This is a genomic window from Bacillus cereus group sp. Bc061 (assembly GCF_027715825.1).
GTDB classification, from domain to species: domain Bacteria; phylum Bacillota; class Bacilli; order Bacillales; family Bacillaceae_G; genus Bacillus_A; species Bacillus_A paranthracis.
This window is the reverse complement of sequence record NZ_JAQFTZ010000015.1, coordinates 1-19,229: the sequence shown is the minus strand read 5'-3', so window position 1 is coordinate 19,229 and position 19,229 is coordinate 1. Positions and strand designations below refer to the sequence as shown.

The following is a 19,229-nucleotide window of genomic DNA, read 5'->3' as shown; positions in this document are numbered from 1 at the left end:
TATTAATTATAGTTATATAATTCGAAATGTAACAACAATAAATCAATTTATATGGAGGAATAATTATGAAAGACTTAATCAAAGAATTAAACTTGGAAGAATTAGAGACTTTTGAAGGTGGACATGATGGAGTAAATTATATGCATCAACATGATGGTGGCGGCGCTGGTCGCGGTAGCGGTATCGGAACTGCTCAATGTGCATACTTTAAAGCACTGTGTTATTCAGGAGGTAGTGAATGGCTTGGTGGTTATGGTGGATGCGGTTCAACTCAAAATAATTGTGAATTAGCAAGAAAATACTGTTAATAATCTTCAGAAAATAAAGAAAAAATTTCGTTGTATAACGAGATTTTTTCTTTATTTTCACGAAATCAACAATCTAAGGAAGCGATAAATATATGAAATATATACATACAAAACAACACGGCGAATATGATTGTGGATTGGCTTGTATATCTTCAATCTTGAAATTTTATGGATATAACTATGGTATCAATTATTTAACAGATTTCACAGTAGTTAAAAAGGGGTATAACTTAAAAGATCTTTTGTCTGTACTTAGAAATTTTGAGTTTTTAACTTATAAACCTGTTGAGGTAGATAAGAACAGATTAGATATAGTGTTTGATAACATAAGCACACCTTGTATAGCTTTGGTAAATGAAAATAATGAGGGGCACTATATTGTTATTTACAAGAAGAAACGAGGGAAGCTTATAATAAGTGACCCAAAAAATAAACAAATTACAGCAATTAAAATGGATCACTTTTCAAAATCTTTTTCAGGGGTTTTATTAATGATTGAACCATGTTCGGAATTTCATAAACCTGCACAGATAATTAATACCAAAATAGATTTTGTCAAAAAACTTGTGAAGAAAAATATTCTCCAGCTAGGTATTGTATTTATTTTGTCTATATTATTTGTATTTCTTTCAGTTGCAAGTTCTTTTTGTATTCAATTCCTTGTTGATGAGATACTTCCTAGACATTTAGAATATTACCTATTTGTTTGGGGGCTATCTATGTTAGGGGTATTTATAATATCGATATGTTTTGATTACTTCCGGTCCTTATTTATTGTTAAAATGGCAAATAATATCGATAACAATATATCTAAAGACTACTTTAACCATATTGTTAAGTTACCCATCCGATTTTTTGAAAATAGAGAATCAGGGGACATTATCTCTCGTTTTAATGATGCATCTTATATTAGAAATATTGTGAGCACAAGTGTCATATCAGGAATATTAGATTTAATAATTATAATTGGAATTGGTTCTGTACTATATCGAGTGAACACTACATTATTTCTTACTACTCTAATTCCACTATTATTGCTAATATGTTTAACAGTACTTTTTTATGACCTTTTAAGTAAACGAAATAGAACTGTAATGGAAACAAAGGCAAATACAAATTCATTTCTAGTTCAATTTATAAAAAATATGCCTACAATATATGCACTAAATAAAAAACTATACTTTTTAAATAGCTTTAATACCGTATTTAAAAGTCAATTAAAAGCAATTCTAAAAGAGCAGTATGCAGCCAATAACAATGGGGCACTAAAAAAAATGATCCAAAGTTCTTCTACCGTATTAATATTGTGGGTTGGTGCACAACAAATTATGTCTGATGCTATGACTTTAGGAGAATTACTTTTCATTAATTCCTTATTAATGTTTTTAATGGGTTCCTTAGAAGGACTTATTGGATTACAATCACAATTGCAAAAAGCTTTTGTAGCAGGAAATCGTTTTTTGGATATTTTACAATATCCTGTTCATCCTGAAAAACAACAAGAACAGGAATCAAAAATCAAACATATTGAAATACAAAATCTGAATTTTAGTTTTGACACTTTCCGAAATATTATTGAGGGAGCGAACCTTATATTAAATGAAAATGAAAAAATATTGATTATTGGCGAAAGTGGTACAGGGAAAAGCACATTCGCAAAAACATTAACTAAACTTTACAAAGTAGAAAATAATACAATTTTTCTTAATGGAGTAGATATCAATAATATCAGTGAAGATACTATTAGAAAAAACATTGTCTATTTAAATGAACACCCATTTTTATTTAAAGATTCAATCAGAGAAAATTTATGTATGGGAGAAGATTTTAGTGATGTAGAAATTATGCAAGCTTGTAAAGTGGCTAATGTTCATGAGTTTATTTATTCATTACCAAATCAATTGGATTTTCATTTGAATGAGAATGCTGCTAACCTATCTACAGGCCAGAAACAAAGGTTAGCAATGGCTAGGGCCATTTTACATAGACCCAATATACTTATTTTAGATGAATCTTTAAGTAATGTAGATATAGATAACTTTAAGCAAATTCAGTCTAATTTAATGAGTATAAATTGCATGCTTATCTTCATAACACACAATCCCGAAAATGTTATATCGTATGATAGGAAATTCAAATTAGATAATAATAAAATAACAGAAGTAAGCAATCTTAAAGGTGCTATGGTGGTTGAATAAAGTATCCAGTAAAAATGTGATCATTAATAAAATCACATTTTCATTTAATATGATAACTGTAAGTTTTTATTTACAGTCTCCCCTTAAAAGTTGGAATTATAAAGGGGGGACTGTTAGTGAGACATTATTGTATGTCCAGTAATGATGCATAAAAATTAATAGGAATTAGTATTTTAAGGAGGATGAAGGATGAAAAAATGGATTTTCACTTTAGTTACACTTGTTTTAACAGCTGCCGTTGTATTTATCGTTATCAATTCAAATACTTTAGAAAAACCAGACTATAAAAATGTAAGTTTAAAAGAATATAAACAAAAAATAAGTTCTCAAAACTCTTATTTTATGTATGTTTATAAAACTTCTTGTGGTGTATGTCAAGAAATGAAGCCATCAATGAATAAAGTAATCAAACAGGAAAAGGCAGAGATTTTTGCTTTGAATGCTGAAGAACCAAGTAATTTGGATGGAGATTTTTTTGAACAGAATAAACTTAATAAATCACCTACCTTATTATACTACAAAGATGGAAAAGAGCTAGATCGCTTGGAGGGCTTCCATTCCACAGAGGAACTGAATACATTTGTACAAAAATATATGAAATAATTTAAAAGGGGTTATATAGTGGAAACATTAAACGACTTAGTAACTAGATTAGAACATTCGCACCCACATTCTTCTTTATTAAAAGATTTAAGTTTAATACAAGGAAATGAACAATATAACTATATTAATTGGGTAGGTTTAAGCAACAGTCAAAATTTAAATGAACTAGTTTTTCAATATGAAAAGGCACCGTATCCTTCAATTACTTGTGGAATACTTACTTATAATGAAGAGAGATGTATTAAAAGATGTTTAGATAGCCTTGGAAATCAATTTGATGAAATTCTTGTATTGGATTCTCATTCAACAGATAATACTACAAAGATCATTAACCGATATTTTCCAATGGTTAAAGTTGTATATGAGCCTTGGATTGATGATTTTTCCTTTCACAGAAATAAACTTATAAGTTTAACAAGTTCAGAGTGGATTTATTATATAGATGCTGATAACTATTGCGTCGATAGTACGAATAAATTTAAAAGAGTAGCCAAATTGATTCAATTTCTTTCTATAGATTGTATAATTAGTCCGATGATAAAAGAACATATTGGCCATGTATATACTGACAATAGAAAAATGTTTTCTGTAAAAAAAGGGATTCAATTCAAAGGAAAAGTTCATGAAGAGCCTATAAATGCTGATGGTAGTATTCCACAAAATATTACAGTGGATATCATGATTCGCCATGATGGGTATGATCCTGAAGTGATTAATCTGTCCGAAAAAAATGATAGAAATATAAAACTAACAAGACAAATGATGGAAGATGAACCCACTAATCCAAAATGGTTATATTTTTATGCTAAAGAATTACACTATGCGAATGAAGACATGCATATAATTGAAACAAATTTAATAAAAGCAATTGATTTATATAAGCAAAGTACATATAAGAGATATCAAGCTGAAGCAATATTATTATTATGTAATATTTTATTTCAAAAGAGACAAATCCGAAAGTTAAATGAATATCTTGATTTATTAGAAGAACTACAGCCGCTTTGTTCTGATGTGAATTACTATAGGTCACTTATTTTATTTTATGATATTCGATTAAAAACGGGAAAATTGTTAGATGCGCTAAAATTGAGTGAACTCGAAAATAACAAATATAGTTTTATTGATTCATCAAAAGATCACATTAAGGCATTGTTAATAGAGTTATATTGTTCTATAGATGATTGGGAAGGCGCATTTACGTTATTTGATGAACTTCAATCAACAGAGGCTAGAAATAAATTTTTACGTACAGTCAAAACAATAACTACTCATATCAACAAAAAAATATAAGGGAGGTTATTCAAATACTTAGATTATGTTTGTTTATTTCTCTTATTGCTACTTGTGGAAGTCTTTATTTCAGTGAAATTTTGGGTTTTACTCCTTGTAACCTATGTTGGTATCAAAGAATATTCATGTATCCATTAATATTTTTAATTATTATTGCAATGATAAAAAAGGATGATAATATCAAGTATTATATTCGTGTTTTATCGTTCTGTGGTATGATAATTGCTTTGTATCAATGTATCATACAGTATTTCGCTATAAAAAGTACTTTTTGTAGTTTTACAAGTAATGATTGCTCATCGATTCAGACCGTATATATGGGATTTTTAACTATCCCTCAAATGTCTTTAGGTGCTTTTATATTGATTTTTGTATGTTCATTTTATATTAATAATAAAAACTAATATTTCAACATAAGAATCTGTACCAAAAAAATCTTTTTGGTACAGATTCTTATTTTAGTTTTGTAAGTGGCTCCAAAAAGAAGAAATCGTTGCCGTACCCCTAGAAGAGCTTCTTCTGCTGTCAGTTCATTATTTTTTACTCCATATGCGTAAATGACCCCTTCTAAACTCCATGAAATTACACAAATGCAAACAAAAAGAAAGCCCATTAAACTACCTTTTGAATCTCCATTATTGTTAGATAGTCCTAAGACTATAATGAAAATAATACTGATAGTTAAACCTATCCAATTTAGAAATCTCAAACGTTCTTTCAAAAAAACAAATGCAAAAAATGCACCTGTTGCAGGACAAATTGCTGAAATAGCTGCTGTGTATGAAGCTCCTAAATATTGGACCCCTAATACATAAAAAGTCATTCCAATAGGTCCGCCCAAAATAGCTCCCAACATAACAAATAGACCACTGCTAGTTTTTATTTTAGAGAAAGTAAGTATCAGGTTTCCTTTGACTGTTAAAAATAACATTATCCAAATACTTGACAAAAAATCATGTAAAAATGTACTAATTAGTGGAGCTAGGAATATGATGCTTGTATTTTCAATCATTAGTTGTGATGATAAAACAATACCAATTAATATGGTATCTATTGCCCAAGTGATTCCTCCTAATAAACCGAACCAAGCCCCTCTTTTCATTTAATAACCACGTGTTTTTCGTTTATAGATTTTATGACTTTACATGGATTTCCAACTGCAACAACATTTGCAGGGATATCTTTTGTAACTACACTACCTGCTCCAATTACACTATTTGCTCCTATTTTTATTCCTGGTAGTATTATGCTACTTCCACCTATCCAGACTCCATCTTCTATTACCACTGGTTTTGCATAAGTTATTAATGATTCGAGCCCCTCTTTTTGAATATCATTTCGTAAAGAAGGATAAATAGAGTGGGTAGCTGTATAAATATTTACGTTAGGTCCTAACATAACATTATTTCCAATCTTGACAGATGCACTATCCAAAATTACACAATTAAAATTTGCATAAGAATTTTCTCCCCATTCTATTTGTGATCCATAGTCACAAATAAATGGAGGTTCAATATAAGCATTTTTTCCTAAACTCTTAAACAATTTTTCAAGGATATTATTTCGCAAAGTTAGTTCTGTAGGAGTGGATGTATTATATTTCGTAGTTAGCTCACGAGCTTTATTGCGATTACTGATAAGTTCATAATCATCTGTATAAAATTCTCCATTTAACATTTTTGTTTTTTCGGACATTTTCGACACCTCTGTAATTATATTAATAAAACACATAATTGTAATTATAGAAGTGAAATTTTTCGCTGGGTTTTAAAAAGTATATTTAACAAGATTTTTTATTGTAAGAAAAAACAAATTAACAAGTATTGGTGTAAAATTATATAAAGTAAGATGCTCAATTATAAAGTGAAGTTTGTGGATGCGGAAGAACAACATGACTATTGATAAGCTCAATCTCAAGAGTTGAATTATGTTCAAATGCAGGAATATCTCATAGTATTTTGTGAAAATAAAGAGCAATAGCCCTTCGCTTGACCAAAAAGAATCAAGTGAAGGGCTATTATTCTAATTTCTATTATATTTTATTATTTTCTTTTAATAAAATATTAGAGCGTTGAATAGCATAAAGGGGTTCCAACACTCCTTTTAAATATGGTCATTGAAATATTCCAAAGAAACTTGTAGTTGTTGTTTTAAAATTTTTCTCCATAAATGATGTTTAATCTCCCCAGTGCCTTTACTAACTTTTGTACGTTTAATTGTCCCGTCTGGCATAATCTTTCTATAGAAATAGTGATCAGTGTCTTTATAGCATTCCCATCCATCTTTTTCACAAAACCGTTTTAGTTCTTTAAATGTCGGCATGTATTAAGCGTATAACTCCGTCTAAATCATCTTGTAATAAAACGTTCATAATAAACGGAAAGTGTTCACGACGGTTTGGGGCATTGTAGTATAGTTGGATGTTATCAGAGTAATCTTGTGCATATTCAATTAATTCAATAGCTAAATCACGAATAGCCGCTTCTTTTGATTCTGAGTTAACGAATAAATCGAAATCTTTTAATTCTGCTGTGATTGAATCATCATCTTCCAATACATATTTCAAAGTGAAAGTGTAAGTAGAAAAGACCATTTTGGCCTGGTGAATATTGAGACTTAAAAATGGTTCTTTATTGTTTCTAGAAACAAATTGAGGCTTATTTTGTTGAACTACACCATCAATAAATTCGCTCCAGTTTTTACGAACATCGGTAGCGTTAAGAACAGCTTGCATAATCATCTCCCCTTTCACCTCCAGTATAAACTTAAAACCCAAAATTGTACATAGTGTACATTATGTACACTATGTACAATTTGTATTCTTGTTTATTTTATTCATTCCCTTTACTTTTTACCCCTATAAATTGAAATGTTTTGTAAAAAGAAGCTCGAGGTTTTAAGCTTTACCTATTTTTTAAATGATTTTTTCTTTTATAAGGCCGATAGTTTAATGCGAATTGCCAATAGCGGATCTGTTGTATAAGGAGTGCAAAAATTCAAAAAAAGGATTTGTCAAGCTATTAAATCGATAATTGAAATGCATTATTTATTGTACATTTATTAATGTGAATTTGCCTTTTAATAGTTTACTTTGAAGCATTTTATCGAGGGCAATTTATAGGTAAGGTAGAGATCCATTATGATTTTTTCTTACTTAGTGACAATTTAGTTATTAGAGAATTGGAAGGGGAGGTATGAATGAAAAGATTACCAATAGTTACAGGTTGTATTATTACAACTATTATGGCTAGTCAAGTATTACCATTACCAGCAAGTGCAGCTGAAAAAAAACAAGTGGATAACCAAGGCGTAAATACAGGTAATGTTGTGGTTTCATCAACACTACAAAACTTAGGAACACAGAGTGTTTTATTAAAGACATATGCATTAACTTTATTAAAACAACCTACAGTAGCAATTGAGGCTATGCCAAACTTGGGGTTGTATCAAGAAAAGGCGAAGCAACATGCCCGCTATTGGTTGGATACAGTTCAACCTAGTTTTATTGCTGCAAACCAGCAATTTGTTTCATTCCAGCAAAAATTTCAAAATTATTATAATAAGTTAATTGAATTATCTTACAAAGTAGAAACAGATAATCAAGCTAAGCAAGAATTTATTATTGGTATTACAAAATTACAAGAGTGTTTGAATAATCATCAAAATGAAATTCAAAAAATGTCATCTGGTTTACAGAAGTTTCAACAAAACTTTAATGTTGATGCACAAAATTTTATAAGTTTAGCTGAAACAGCAAAAACATCTTTGGCAAATAAAAATGGGGAAGTAGAACAATTAGTCAAGCAAATTGAGACATTAAATAGTGATATCACATCTCAAATCGGAGTAATTGTAGGCGGAACTATTGGTATGGTAGCGGGAATTGGAGCTATTGTTTTTGGAACTATTGTTTTATTCACAACAACTGTAGCAACAGGTGGTGTTGGTGCTGCAGTTGTTGTGCCAACGCTAGGTAGTATAGCGCCTGCATTAGGTGGAATTGTTGGGGGAACAGGTGGACTTATAGGTGGTGGTGTTACAGTCGGATTTGCAGCTAAAAAATTAGAGGAGAAACGTAAAGAGTTACAAGAAATTACGCAGAAATTAGAGAATGCCAAAGCGGATGCAGCGGCTTTAACTCTTTTAGTAGGACAAGTAAATACATTTAAAGATACTGTAACAAAAGGTAAGGAAAGTCTAGAGGGATTTGACGATAATTGGTATGAATTAAAAAATAATTTTACCGAACTGCAACAGAATGTAAATAAAATTAACCCAGATAGTTCTGTTTTAAAAAGTAATTTAGTGCAGATTAAAAAGAGGGTAGATGGTTTGGCTGTTCAAGCTAAGCAACAAGAGAAAGTAATTACGGATATTGCTTATCAATAGAGAATGTTTCGAATCATTATTAACATTATTTAACTATTAAAAAGGGGGATATTTATGAAGAAAATACCTGTTAAATTAATGACATGTGCTGCACTGATAGCAACTTTATCTACAGCAAGTATTATGCCATCCTACGCGTTTGCGGCTGAAACAAAAGAAGTTACGATGAAAACGGAAAAACAACCGAATCTACCCGACAAATACCTGGGACCAGAGGGGCTAAAAAAGGCATTGGAAGAAACAGGTTCACATGTAATAGTGTTAGATGCTTATGCCCTAACTTTATTAAAGTCCCCTCAAATTAAACTAGATAAAACTTTATTTAAAGAACAGAAAGATAAAGATCTAGTAGATGCCGTTATAAATACTCAAAAAATAGCGCAGGGTAATGCGACACATTGGGTAGATGTTTTAAAGCCAGAATTAATTAATGTAAACCAAGGTATTGTTAATTATGGAGCAAAATTTGATAATTACTATCAAACTATTGTGGACGCCGTAGATGCAAAAGATAAAGAAACTACAAAACAAGGGGTTGAACGTTTATATAATAGTGTACAAGAGAATAAAAAGAAAGTAGATCAATTAGTAGAAAATTTGAAGGACTTTCGTAATAAGTTAATTAAAGACACGAATGAATTCCAAAGTAAGACAAATCAAATAGTTACAAACCTAGAAGGAAAAAATGCTATATTGCCATCCCTAAAACAACAAATTGATGCCTATAATTCCCAAGTTAGTGCATCAATTGCAATGATTGCCTCTGGTGGCGTTTTAACACTTATGGGGACAGGATTTGGAGTACTTACAGTAGTATTAACTTTAAGTGGGGTTGGATTACCATTTGCAGCTATTACAGGTACAGTTGCGGCAGGAGCTATTGGTGGGGGAGTGACTCTCATCGTAACAGGAAATAATAAATTAAAAGAAGCAAATGCTCAAATCGCAAAATTGACTATGCAATTAAAAGATACTGACTTACAAGTGGCAGCTTTGAAAGTTGCGAGTGGTCAAACTAAAACATTTGCAGATACAATTAATGTGGCGATTGATTCAGCAGAAGCATTAAAAGATCAGTGGACAACAATGGGATCAAAATATAAGTCATTAATAGATAATATTGATGAAATTTCACCAAGTTCTCTTGCGTTTATTAAGGAAGACTTGAAAACAGCGAAAGATAGTTGGGTAAATATTAAATCCTATGCAGATACATTATATTCTAAAATTACAATTCAAAAATAATATTTAGCAATTAAAATTGGTCTATCCCCTTGTGCATAATAGAGTGTACAGGGGGATAATTATTGAGGTAAGAAAGCGGTGATGTGCGTGTTATTTTTTAAAAATCTTATTTCACGTTTAGGTTTGTGTGTTGGTATAACCCTTTTATTTTTCACACCACTGTCTGTATTAGCACAAACAAAGAGTCCAGGTGCTATATTAAATTTAGAAGTTGGCAGATTGCTAGATTTAAGTTCCGGATTTTATAATACGTTAGCACAATATGAACGCCTAGAACATAGACTTATTTCTGTAAATACTTTAACCTCAGTTACAAAACACGTAGATGAGATGGGGGGGTTAGGGAAAAAATGGTATATTGAAATAGCGCCTCAGATGAAAAATAAGAGAAAGCAAATTCTTTCTTATAATGCCACTTTTCAACAAAAGTTTAATGACATGCAACAGCAAATTCAGAATAAAAATAAAGAAAAAATTCTTAAAATATTAGAAAGTATTCAATCTGATATTGATATACAAAAACAAGGAGTTACATCATTTCTAACAATTGCTAAAATATTTAGAAATGATGTTAGTGCTATTTCTAGGCAACTTCAAAATGATCGCAATTCAATACAAGTTATAATAGATATGGAAGAGGAAAAACTAGGCTATCCTGTTATAGGAGAGAATCTTTTATTAAATCGTATTGTAGATAGTGTTAATTATATTAATGGAGTTAATGGGGGATCAGAGGGGGTATTGAGCCATTTAGAAGCAATGAATACAAATTGGATGGTTTTAGAGGCAAAGCTGAAAAACCTCATTCAAAATATAAAAGATACTTCTGATATAAATATGAATTTTATCAATGCAGATATGAAAGTGATTAAAGAGAATTGGGATAATATTTATCGAAAGACCCAACAATTATACTGGGAAGAGGATTAAATGATTGTTGTTTAGTTATCGTTATTGCCTTAATTTGTACTACTTCCACCTCAAGTAAGATTGTAGGTGTTACTAATTTGTAGGTAGTTTAATGATAGTATTATAGATTGTTAAATAGCGATGAGGTAAGGTATGAAACTTAAAAATAAGGATTTTTGTGAGGGTTGTTGTTTCCAATGAAATATTAAAGAAATGTAAAATTTGTCAGCCTTTAAGACAAATTTACCGTTTTATACTTGGTTGATGAGAAATAAAATTAGAAGTAGTGCATTTAACAATTTTCTAACATATCTAGAGAGCAGTGGTTAATAAATAGATTAATATTACTATTTTAGAAACTAAAGGTACCCCAAAGTAAAAAAATTTTAATCAAATTGATTTATGAATGTATTGGTAATTTGATTTTTTTGATTTAAGCTTATTCCCTTATAAGAGCATTATAAAACCATAATCTTAACTATCTAGAATATATAACCATTGTTAAGATTGCACTACTTTTAAGACAAACTCTTTATAAAAAGAGTTTGTTTTTTGTATTAATATGATTAATTATAGAATCTGTTAAGAGTGGGTTTTAAGAAAGTATCTATTTAGAATTTTTATAATGAACTACAGGATTTAAATAAATATTAAAAGAGGCAGCTTAATAAGAAGATAAAGGAGCATTACCAGGGTAATAAATCATCGTGATACCTAATAAATAAAAATTTTCAAAAAGGTTGTATTTTTACTATAAAGATATACAACCTTTTTAGCGTAGCTTTATGTACTACTTAATGTGTTGTTTTCAATAAAGTTTGTTATACATCTATAATCGCGCTGGGTAGGTAAATTAAAGATCTTTATAACTGGTATTGATTTTTGAATAGGAAGGTTTGTATTTGTAATAATTAATGCAATTTGATTGGTATTTAAAAATTCCTTTAGAGATGAGATTGATTTTGTAAATATTATGATTTCAAATTGAAAAGGAAAGTATTTTTTTAACCAAGATTTTAAGTAAAATAGTATTCCTGAATCAGTAGAAACATACAATAATAGTTTGAGTGGTTGTTGTTCCGTATATCCTCTCACGGACTCTATTAATAAACTAATGATTGCTACTTCCTCTTCTGGAATCTTAAAATTATATTGAGAAAATAACAATGTATATTGATCTTGTACTTTTGAAAAGGTATTAGGAAAATTATTTTTGATATAGTAAGTATTTGTTTCGTATAAATTATTTTGTAAAGAAGATGAAAATTTGTTAAATGAGTATATGTTACTTAGGTAGAACACTCTTTGAATACACTTTGTAACATGATTAACTAGTTCTGCATTTTTCAATAATGGAATTTGTAAGTCGTTTTCCAGATTAGATAAAAACCGAATTATTTTTTCGTCTAAACATATCGCTTCTTTTTGGGTTTGACTGTGTGAAATATTTTTAGAAATGCTGTGATTCTCCCCCCAATATTTCGCGCCTATTAAATGTATAGTAAAATATAATATTTCATCATTAGAAAATGAAATATTTGTTTCCTTTTCCAGAGGAGATATGATTTTTTTACAAGTTTTATAGTATGAAGTATTTCTTAATATATCGTAATCTTTAGAATCAATGTGAACCGGATTGTTAGTTTTGATTCTAGAGATGGTTATTGCTAAGATACACGCTAACAGATGTTTATCATTTTGAAAAAAAGTAATATTCCATGTTTTTTCAAATATTTCGATAAAGTAATGAATTCGATTTTTTTCATAATAATAGAACGGCCAATTTTGCCCATATATATTTATATATAAATCAATAAGACATTTTCTAATTAACCATTCTTCGCCCTGGATTTGTAGAGGACGTTTTGTTAAGTGTAAATTGTACCGTTTTACAAATGTTTCAATTTTATTTAATGTATATTTAATTGTATAGTAAGAATAATTGAATTTACTCGATAATGATGTAAGTGTTACGTTCTTATGATGTAGTATGTGACAAAATATTTTATAGAAGCTTGATTGATTTCTAATGTTATATATTATATCTTCGATTGAAGAATTTGTTGGTTTTTCTAATCGAATACCATAGCCTCGTTTAGTCTTAATTTTCCAGCTATTAGGCAAATGATCTTGTAAAATGTGTATATCTTTTCTTAAGGTATTACTGGACCAATTTAGAGTGTTTTTTAATTCCGTTAAATGATACCATCTATCTTCTTGAGATATGATTTCTAAGATTTCTTCTTTTCTTCTAATATGCAAATCAATACATTCATTATAAATTTGTTGTGGCATCATTCTCACCTCCTGGATTATGTTATAAGAACAAATATAGAGTATCTAATTTGTAGATGTATTATATAAAAATTTGAGGATGAATAAAAATCACAAAAAATGATTAGTTCAATCAATTTTAATGATTTTTATTTGTAATAAATTTTTTACTGTTGTTTTTTTGTAAAAAGTTTTAGTGTGAGGGGAATTCGTTCATATTCCAACTGTGTGAGTTACAGGAAGGTTCTAAACTAAAACTTTTGTCTAAAAGGATTTTCAGCTTCAAACAAATCTGTTCAGATACTAAGAGGGAAGTATGTTTACTATTATTTGGGGTAGTTTCTCTGAGAATGGGATTTTAAAATAGGGAAAGCATTTGTAAAAAATATTGAATTATTTTGTATGGAAGAAGTTAATGCTTCTTATAATTTTTCTTTTGGTAAGTTTGTTAAATGCATGGACTTATATACATACTAAAGTTATTATTCTCTTCTAATTAGTAGGACTTTTAGCTATTATATTGTTATTTACTTTCGATAATAAGAAGGGAAAAAATATTTAGTGATGAACATTATTATATAGTTATGTTTAAATAATCCCGAGCGATTATTTATATTTATTATCACATATATTCTAGATAGGGAAAAATCTTATGAGTGATGTTCTAGTTATTGGATATGTGTATTAATACTTTTGCAAACTTTTGTAGTAGTAAATAAAAAATATAGCTCCCAACAAAGGGGGCTATATTTTGGTTGAGTAAAACATTTGTAGAGAAATAAAATTGATTTATGAGTATTAATATGTATTTTTAATTTAAGGAATCTAACTTGATCATTTTTTCATCTACTTTATGAATTGCCTGAACTATTTTTTCTTTATCTGCTAATAATTTCTTTTTTTGATTAAGGAAAATCTCCTTTCTTTTTGGAAGTGTTTCAGGTCCTTCCATGTGAAGGTCCACAATGTACTGTAATGTTTTAATAGGCATCCCTACAGACCTCATACACGTAATTAATTCAATCCAAAACAAATCATCCTCGGTAAAACAACGATATCCATTGCTATCACGTTCTATAAATGGGAATAAGCCCATTTTGTCATAATAACGAATAGTGTGTATAGCTATATCTAATTTTTCTGCAACTTGTTTGATAGACATTGTCATTGAAAATGCACCCCTAATAATTGATAATTTCTATTTATTAGAATTAAGTTAATAATATTTTTATTTGTTTATATTATAATTTTTTTAAGTTGTTAGTTTGGTATCCATATATTTATTAAGAGTCTATGCTCTTTTAAAGGGTAATTCGAATTAATAAAGTATTTCTAGTACTTAAATCTATTTTATATTATTTAAAAAGAGGATAAGGCTTATATATATACAAGCGGATTATAACGCAATTATTAGTTAACTACAACTTCAAATGACTTAGGTAACTCTTGTAAAATAAAAAAGAGTAATTAAAAAATCCAAATAAGAAAATTACCTATTTAAAATATTATTTAACTAGGTAGTTTTCTTATTTGGAAATTCTATTTATATATTAGGTGATTCAAATAGTTATGTAACGAGAAAAAGATATTATAAGAACTGCTTTATTTCTTCTAAATTACGTTGAGTAGGGATTGAAGAAATAAAGATAACAGGTATATGTTTACATTCAATAAATGTATCTGTTATTATACAAGAAACATTTGAATATTCGGCATGAGATTTCGTTAAATTTTCAAGTTCTATATCTAAGAAATCAATAGCCTTTTTAAATGTAAGTGAAAAAAAGGCTTGTAAATAGAGTTTCCAATATTCTCCTTCCTTGGTGTGTAAAATTACCTGCGGATTTTTTCTTTTCAGTTCCATTTTTTTTGTTGCAATATACATAGTCAATAAAATAGTATTATGTATTGAAATATTAAGAGGAATATTAAGTTTATCATATGTAATTTTTAAGTCTATTAATTCCTTGCTAATAGTTTGAAAAATAGAAGAGTGATTTTCTTTTATGTGAGTTATAAAAGTATGATTTTTAGTATAATTGTTAAATACATAATTATTTGTTTTTACAGAATAAGTAAGTGTTTTATTTAGAGCCTGTATAAACTTTATATCATTTAACAATTCAACTTTTAGATTTTTTTCTAAATTTCGAATGAATTTTTGGACAAATGGACACAAAGGTTTTGTAACAGAATGCATGGACTTGATATAATCTGGTCTTTTATAAGTGTATTCTGAGCGATTAATTATTGTAAGTATAATAGCAATGTCTACTGTTGATGGTTGGAAATTATATTTTTTAAAAATATTTTCCATCAAAGTTTTAAATTGTGTATACTCATTTAATTTGTTAATTTTTTTTATCTGCCAATGTTTTATTGCTACGGAATAACCTCTATATTTTCTCTTTAAATATAGGGCAATAAAAAATGAAATTTCTTTTATTGCTTCTTTATAAAATTTTATTCCCTTCAACTTTTCTACTTCGTTTAAAAACTCTATGCAAAGTTCACGATTAATATCTTCAAAGGGCCATTCTTCATCACTATATGCATTTAGATATAGTTCGTGATACATGAGAAGAATTTTCATATTATTTCCTGCTATACGTAGAGGACGTCTTTTTAAAGATAATTGGTATTTGTTTAGATATAATTCTAGGTCTTTAAAAACTTTTTTTACCTTCTTGTTTTGAATATATAATTTTTCTGCTAGTACTGAATTAGATCCTACGTTAGTACCCATTAATATTTCTAGTGTTTTAAAGAGCAAGGTGTGACGAAGATACAAATAATTTATGTTGTCAATAGATGAATTAAAAGGTTTGTATAATCGTACACCATTATTTTTATTGTTTTTAATAAACCATTTCTCTGGTAAATTTTTTTGTAAGTATACTATATCTCTTTGAATTGTTTTTACAGAACAGTTGAGCTTGTTGGCAAGTTCATTCATAGAAAACCATCTATCTTCATGTACTAAGTGTTGTAGAATGTTGTGTTGACGTTTAATTAGCATGTTGGGTTATATTTATTGGTTCATTAACTAAATTGTTAAAACCAATAAATTTCTTGACCTCCTGTTCAATTTAATTTTAGATTAGTATAAAAGTTTGAAGGCATTCTAACCCCATAAAGTGAACTTTATGGCAAGTCCCAGTGTGTGTGAAATATTTTTGCATTCTACATAGGTAAGGGTAATTTAATTATGTAATTATCATAATTAAATGACATCCATTTCAACAATGTTAAAACTGTCCATAAAACAGACAATTTTAAGGTTTTGCATTTAATTAAGAACTGCTTACATATTATATAAGTAATAGGATTTTTTAATTTCGAATTAGGAATTTAAAGAAAATCAAAAATTTTATAATTTGTATATAAAGTTATTTTTTAACGATATCGTGTATCCAATCTCTAAATAGAGACTTTTCTTCTGCGAAAATGGATTTATTTAATCGAATTAAACTTATGTATTTGTTTAAAATTGGACAAAGCGCTATATAAAATCGGTAATTGTAATTTGAATTGAAGCATGTATATTATAGCCATCATAAAAAGTGATGAGTGTAATCAATTGTGTTCATTTTAAAATTTAGGTCTATTGAAATATAATTTTTTAGTAATCATTTGACCAGATATGTAATGTATATTCTTACATTCAAGGAAGTGATAGTTGGAGAGAGTTAAGCTTGTATCTGTGGTTTTTGAAATGAAAATAATAATGAATACGATTTTCATATATTGATAGGGTATCAGTCTGTATGTGGAGAGGATGGAGGTATTTTGAATGATTAAAAAAAGCATGATGGTTCTAACATTACTTTTAATTGGTGTATTGGCATTTTTCTATTTTTTTAATTCTGGTGTAAGAGCAAAACATGAATCCAGTAATAAACATGAGGTAGCTCAATTAAGAAAAGAAAAAGAATCGCAAAAAGAAATTAAACAGGAGAAGAATAATAAGAAAGTTGAAGAAGAGACACAAGAGAAAAAAGTTATATATTTAACTTTTGATGATGGGCCAAGTAAGTATACGCAAGAAGTATTAAACATTTTAAAGCAAGAGAATATAAAAGCGACATTTTTTGTAATTGGCTCACACGCGGAACAATTTCCAAGCTTAATAAAAAGTGAAAAACAATATGGACACTATGTGGGTCTGCATAGTATGACTCATGATTATAAAAAATTATACACTCAAGGAAATTTTTTATCTGAAATGAAACAAGTTCAACAAATTCTTCAACGAATTATACATGAGAATCCAATACTTTGTAGACCACCATATGGATCTAAACCAGGATTAACACAAGATTTACGCAATCAAGTTGCTGAAGCTGGGCTGAAAGTTTGGGATTGGACAATTGATTCTTTAGATTGGAAGTATAACAAAGTTCCATTAGAACAGTCTGTACCTAAAATAGTTGAAAATATTGTGTCACAGGCAAAGAGAGATAAAGAAATTATATTAATGCATGATATACATCCTCAATCGGTCAAGGCTTTACCGGAAGTTATTAAACAGTTAAAGGAGAAGGGATATACATTTAAAACATATAGTGAAAAAGAGCATATGCCTTTAAATTTTTGGCATGACAATCGTTTATAAACTAATCTATCCATGTGTTTGATTAGTGATTATAGTCTAAAAAACATTTTTACAAAGGGAGACGTTATGAAAAAGTTGAAGGAGTTATGGAATCACTCACTGACGCAATGGATAGTAAAAACGGTTTATTATCTTGCAATTTTATTTGCATTACTTTGGTTATATGGGTTTCATGATACAAATACAAATCCGTTTATTTATAATGAATTCTAGGGTGGGAATGTTATGAAGTTATTAGAACAAATTGAAAAGTGGGCTATTGAAACGCCTGATCAAACTGCTTTTGTTTGGCGAGATGCGAAAATTACGTACAAACAATTAAAGGAAGATTCTGATGCGTTAGCACATTGGATTTCTTCTGAGTATCCAGATGATCGTTCACCAATTATGGTGTATGGCCATATGCAACCTGAAATGATTATTAACTTTTTAGGATGTGTAAAAGCTGGACACGCTTATATTCCTGTAGATTTATCTATCCCAGCTGATCGTGTACAACGTATCGCTGAAAATTCTGGTGCGAAATTACTTTTATCAGCAGCAGCAGTAACTGTAACTGATTTACCAGTTCGCATTGTAAGTGAAGACAACTTAAAAGATATTTTCTTTACTCATAAAGGGAACACTCCAAATCCTGAACATGCGGTAAAAGGTGATGAGAACTTCTACATTATTTACACATCAGGAAGCACAGGTAATCCGAAAGGGGTTCAGATTACTTATAACTGCCTTGTAAGCTTTACACAATGGGCTGTAGAAGACTTCAACTTACAAACAGGGCAAGTATTCTTAAACCAAGCACCTTTCTCATTTGATTTATCTGTCATGGATATTTACCCATCATTAGTAACAGGTGGTACACTTTGGGCAATCGATAAAGATATGATTGCACGTCCAAAAGACTTGTTTGCTTCTTTAGAGCAATCGGATATACAAGTATGGACTTCCACACCATCTTTCGCAGAGATGTGTTTAATGGAAGCATCTTTCTCTGAGAGTATGCTACCAAACATGAAAACATTCTTATTCTGCGGTGAAGTATTACCAAATGAAGTAGCTAGAAAATTAATTGAGCGTTTCCCGAAAGCAACAATTATGAATACGTATGGTCCAACAGAAGCTACTGTCGCTGTAACAGGTATTCACGTTACAGAAGAAGTGCTTGATCAATACAAATCACTTCCAGTTGGCTACTGTAAATCAGATTGTCGCCTTCTTATTATGAAAGAAGATGGCACGATTGCACCTGATGGTGAAAAAGGTGAAATCGTAATTGTTGGTCCTAGCGTAAGCGTTGGATATTTAGGAAGCCCTGAATTAACAGAAAAAGCATTTACTATGATTGACGGTGAGCGCGCCTATAAAACAGGCGATGCTGGCTATGTTGAAAATGGT

At 29.4% G+C, this 19,229-nt stretch carries 18 protein-coding genes; 11 read left to right on the top strand and 7 right to left on the bottom strand.

Going from position 1 to position 19,229, the window contains the following annotated elements; genetic code table 11:
* The first annotated feature begins 65 nt into the window (after window positions 1-65).
* The 5 genes from sunA to PDQ40_RS26150 all read left to right on the top strand — a co-directional run bounded on the left by sunA (window position 66) and on the right by PDQ40_RS26150 (window position 4,806).
* Window positions 66-308, top strand: a complete 243-nt coding sequence (gene sunA / locus PDQ40_RS26170) for a sublancin family glycopeptide (RefSeq protein ID WP_046648574.1) — start codon at window positions 66-68, stop codon at window positions 306-308.
* 92 nt (window positions 309-400) lie between these two features.
* Window positions 401-2,506 (top strand): peptidase domain-containing ABC transporter, encoded by a 2,106-nt coding sequence (locus tag PDQ40_RS26165; protein ID WP_046648584.1) that lies wholly within the window; start codon window positions 401-403, stop codon window positions 2,504-2,506.
* 189 nt (window positions 2,507-2,695) lie between these two features.
* Window positions 2,696-3,109 (top strand): thioredoxin family protein, encoded by a 414-nt coding sequence (locus PDQ40_RS26160; RefSeq protein WP_046648572.1) that lies wholly within the window; start codon window positions 2,696-2,698, stop codon window positions 3,107-3,109.
* 18 nt (window positions 3,110-3,127) lie between these two features.
* On the top strand, window positions 3,128-4,402 hold the full coding sequence (locus PDQ40_RS26155; RefSeq protein ID WP_048533119.1) for a SunS family peptide S-glycosyltransferase: 1,275 nt from the start codon (window positions 3,128-3,130) through the stop codon (window positions 4,400-4,402).
* 29 nt (window positions 4,403-4,431) lie between these two features.
* Window positions 4,432-4,806: a disulfide bond formation protein B gene (locus PDQ40_RS26150; protein WP_225991074.1), complete on the top strand. Its 375-nt coding sequence runs from the start codon at window positions 4,432-4,434 to the stop codon at window positions 4,804-4,806.
* Here PDQ40_RS26150 and PDQ40_RS26145 read toward each other — a convergent pair.
* From PDQ40_RS26145 to PDQ40_RS26130, 4 genes are all read right to left on the bottom strand, one after another.
* The gene (locus tag PDQ40_RS26145) at window positions 4,803-5,504 is read right to left on the bottom strand and encodes a DMT family transporter (RefSeq protein WP_242227986.1); all 702 of its coding nucleotides are present in this window, start codon (window positions 5,502-5,504) and stop codon (window positions 4,803-4,805) included. The genes PDQ40_RS26150 and PDQ40_RS26145 overlap by 4 nt on opposite strands.
* The gene (locus PDQ40_RS26140; RefSeq protein ID WP_242227987.1) at window positions 5,501-6,097 is read right to left on the bottom strand and encodes a sugar O-acetyltransferase; all 597 of its coding nucleotides are present in this window, start codon (window positions 6,095-6,097) and stop codon (window positions 5,501-5,503) included. The genes PDQ40_RS26145 and PDQ40_RS26140 overlap by 4 nt, the downstream gene beginning before the upstream one ends.
* A 408-nt stretch (window positions 6,098-6,505) precedes the next feature.
* On the bottom strand, window positions 6,506-6,724 hold the full coding sequence (locus tag PDQ40_RS26135) for a hypothetical protein (protein ID WP_086420025.1): 219 nt from the start codon (window positions 6,722-6,724) through the stop codon (window positions 6,506-6,508).
* Window positions 6,711-7,154: a hypothetical protein gene (locus tag PDQ40_RS26130; RefSeq protein ID WP_198951748.1), complete on the bottom strand. Its 444-nt coding sequence runs from the start codon at window positions 7,152-7,154 to the stop codon at window positions 6,711-6,713. The genes PDQ40_RS26135 and PDQ40_RS26130 overlap by 14 nt, the downstream gene beginning before the upstream one ends.
* Window positions 7,155-7,600: 446 nt before the next feature.
* Here PDQ40_RS26130 and PDQ40_RS26125 point away from each other — a divergent pair, with 446 nt between their 5' ends.
* From PDQ40_RS26125 to PDQ40_RS26115, 3 genes are all read left to right on the top strand, one after another.
* Window positions 7,601-8,791 carry an HBL/NHE enterotoxin family protein gene (locus PDQ40_RS26125; protein ID WP_242227988.1) on the top strand — a complete coding sequence of 397 codons (1,191 nt, stop codon included), beginning with the start codon at window positions 7,601-7,603 and terminating at the stop codon, window positions 8,789-8,791.
* A 54-nt stretch (window positions 8,792-8,845) separates the two neighbouring features.
* A complete protein-coding gene (locus PDQ40_RS26120) occupies window positions 8,846-10,036 on the top strand; it encodes an HBL/NHE enterotoxin family protein (RefSeq protein ID WP_242227989.1) in 1,191 nt (396 codons plus the stop codon).
* A gap of 81 nt (window positions 10,037-10,117) precedes the next feature.
* Window positions 10,118-10,966, top strand: a complete 849-nt coding sequence (locus PDQ40_RS26115; protein WP_242227997.1) for an HBL/NHE enterotoxin family protein — start codon at window positions 10,118-10,120, stop codon at window positions 10,964-10,966.
* 762 nt (window positions 10,967-11,728) lie between these two features.
* Here PDQ40_RS26115 and PDQ40_RS26110 read toward each other — a convergent pair.
* The 3 genes from PDQ40_RS26110 to PDQ40_RS26100 form a co-directional block, all read right to left on the bottom strand.
* Complete coding sequence (locus PDQ40_RS26110; RefSeq protein WP_270691743.1) at window positions 11,729-13,240, bottom strand: BglG family transcription antiterminator; 1,512 nt, start codon at window positions 13,238-13,240, stop codon at window positions 11,729-11,731.
* Window positions 13,241-14,030: 790 nt separating this feature from the next.
* Entirely contained in the window at window positions 14,031-14,387 is a 357-nt protein-coding gene (locus PDQ40_RS26105) for a MerR family transcriptional regulator (protein ID WP_078438729.1), read from the bottom strand.
* Between the two features lie 420 nt (window positions 14,388-14,807).
* Window positions 14,808-16,238: a helix-turn-helix domain-containing protein gene (locus tag PDQ40_RS26100; RefSeq protein ID WP_270691742.1), complete on the bottom strand. Its 1,431-nt coding sequence runs from the start codon at window positions 16,236-16,238 to the stop codon at window positions 14,808-14,810.
* A gap of 774 nt (window positions 16,239-17,012) precedes the next feature.
* Between PDQ40_RS26100 and PDQ40_RS26095 the strand changes: the two genes are divergently transcribed.
* From PDQ40_RS26095 to dltA, 3 genes are all read left to right on the top strand, one after another.
* Complete coding sequence (locus PDQ40_RS26095) at window positions 17,013-17,834, top strand: polysaccharide deacetylase family protein (RefSeq protein ID WP_242227992.1); 822 nt, start codon at window positions 17,013-17,015, stop codon at window positions 17,832-17,834.
* Between the two features lie 66 nt (window positions 17,835-17,900).
* Window positions 17,901-18,047, top strand: a complete 147-nt coding sequence (locus PDQ40_RS26090; protein WP_242227993.1) for a teichoic acid D-Ala incorporation-associated protein DltX — start codon at window positions 17,901-17,903, stop codon at window positions 18,045-18,047.
* Between the two features lie 12 nt (window positions 18,048-18,059).
* Window positions 18,060-19,229 (top strand): D-alanine--poly(phosphoribitol) ligase subunit DltA (gene dltA / locus PDQ40_RS26085; RefSeq protein ID WP_270691741.1); only part of this gene is annotated, 1,170 nt, incomplete at its 3' end.

Coding starts and splice junctions, on each gene's coding strand:
- sunA (WP_046648574.1), top strand. CDS start 66: ATGAAAGACTTAATCAAAGAATTAAACTTGGAAGAATTAGAGACTTTT.
- PDQ40_RS26165 (WP_046648584.1), top strand. CDS start 401: ATGAAATATATACATACAAAACAACACGGCGAATATGATTGTGGATTG.
- PDQ40_RS26160 (WP_046648572.1), top strand. CDS start 2,696: ATGAAAAAATGGATTTTCACTTTAGTTACACTTGTTTTAACAGCTGCC.
- PDQ40_RS26145 (WP_242227986.1), bottom strand. CDS start 5,504: ATGAAAAGAGGGGCTTGGTTCGGTTTATTAGGAGGAATCACTTGGGCA.
- PDQ40_RS26140 (WP_242227987.1), bottom strand. CDS start 6,097: ATGTCCGAAAAAACAAAAATGTTAAATGGAGAATTTTATACAGATGAT.
- PDQ40_RS26135 (WP_086420025.1), bottom strand. CDS start 6,724: ATGCCGACATTTAAAGAACTAAAACGGTTTTGTGAAAAAGATGGATGG.
- PDQ40_RS26125 (WP_242227988.1), top strand. CDS start 7,601: ATGAAAAGATTACCAATAGTTACAGGTTGTATTATTACAACTATTATG.
- PDQ40_RS26120 (WP_242227989.1), top strand. CDS start 8,846: ATGAAGAAAATACCTGTTAAATTAATGACATGTGCTGCACTGATAGCA.
- PDQ40_RS26115 (WP_242227997.1), top strand. CDS start 10,118: ATGTGCGTGTTATTTTTTAAAAATCTTATTTCACGTTTAGGTTTGTGT.
- PDQ40_RS26110 (WP_270691743.1), bottom strand. CDS start 13,240: ATGCCACAACAAATTTATAATGAATGTATTGATTTGCATATTAGAAGA.
- PDQ40_RS26105 (WP_078438729.1), bottom strand. CDS start 14,387: ATGACAATGTCTATCAAACAAGTTGCAGAAAAATTAGATATAGCTATA.
- PDQ40_RS26100 (WP_270691742.1), bottom strand. CDS start 16,238: ATGCTAATTAAACGTCAACACAACATTCTACAACACTTAGTACATGAA.
- PDQ40_RS26095 (WP_242227992.1), top strand. CDS start 17,013: ATGATTAAAAAAAGCATGATGGTTCTAACATTACTTTTAATTGGTGTA.
- PDQ40_RS26090 (WP_242227993.1), top strand. CDS start 17,901: ATGAAAAAGTTGAAGGAGTTATGGAATCACTCACTGACGCAATGGATA.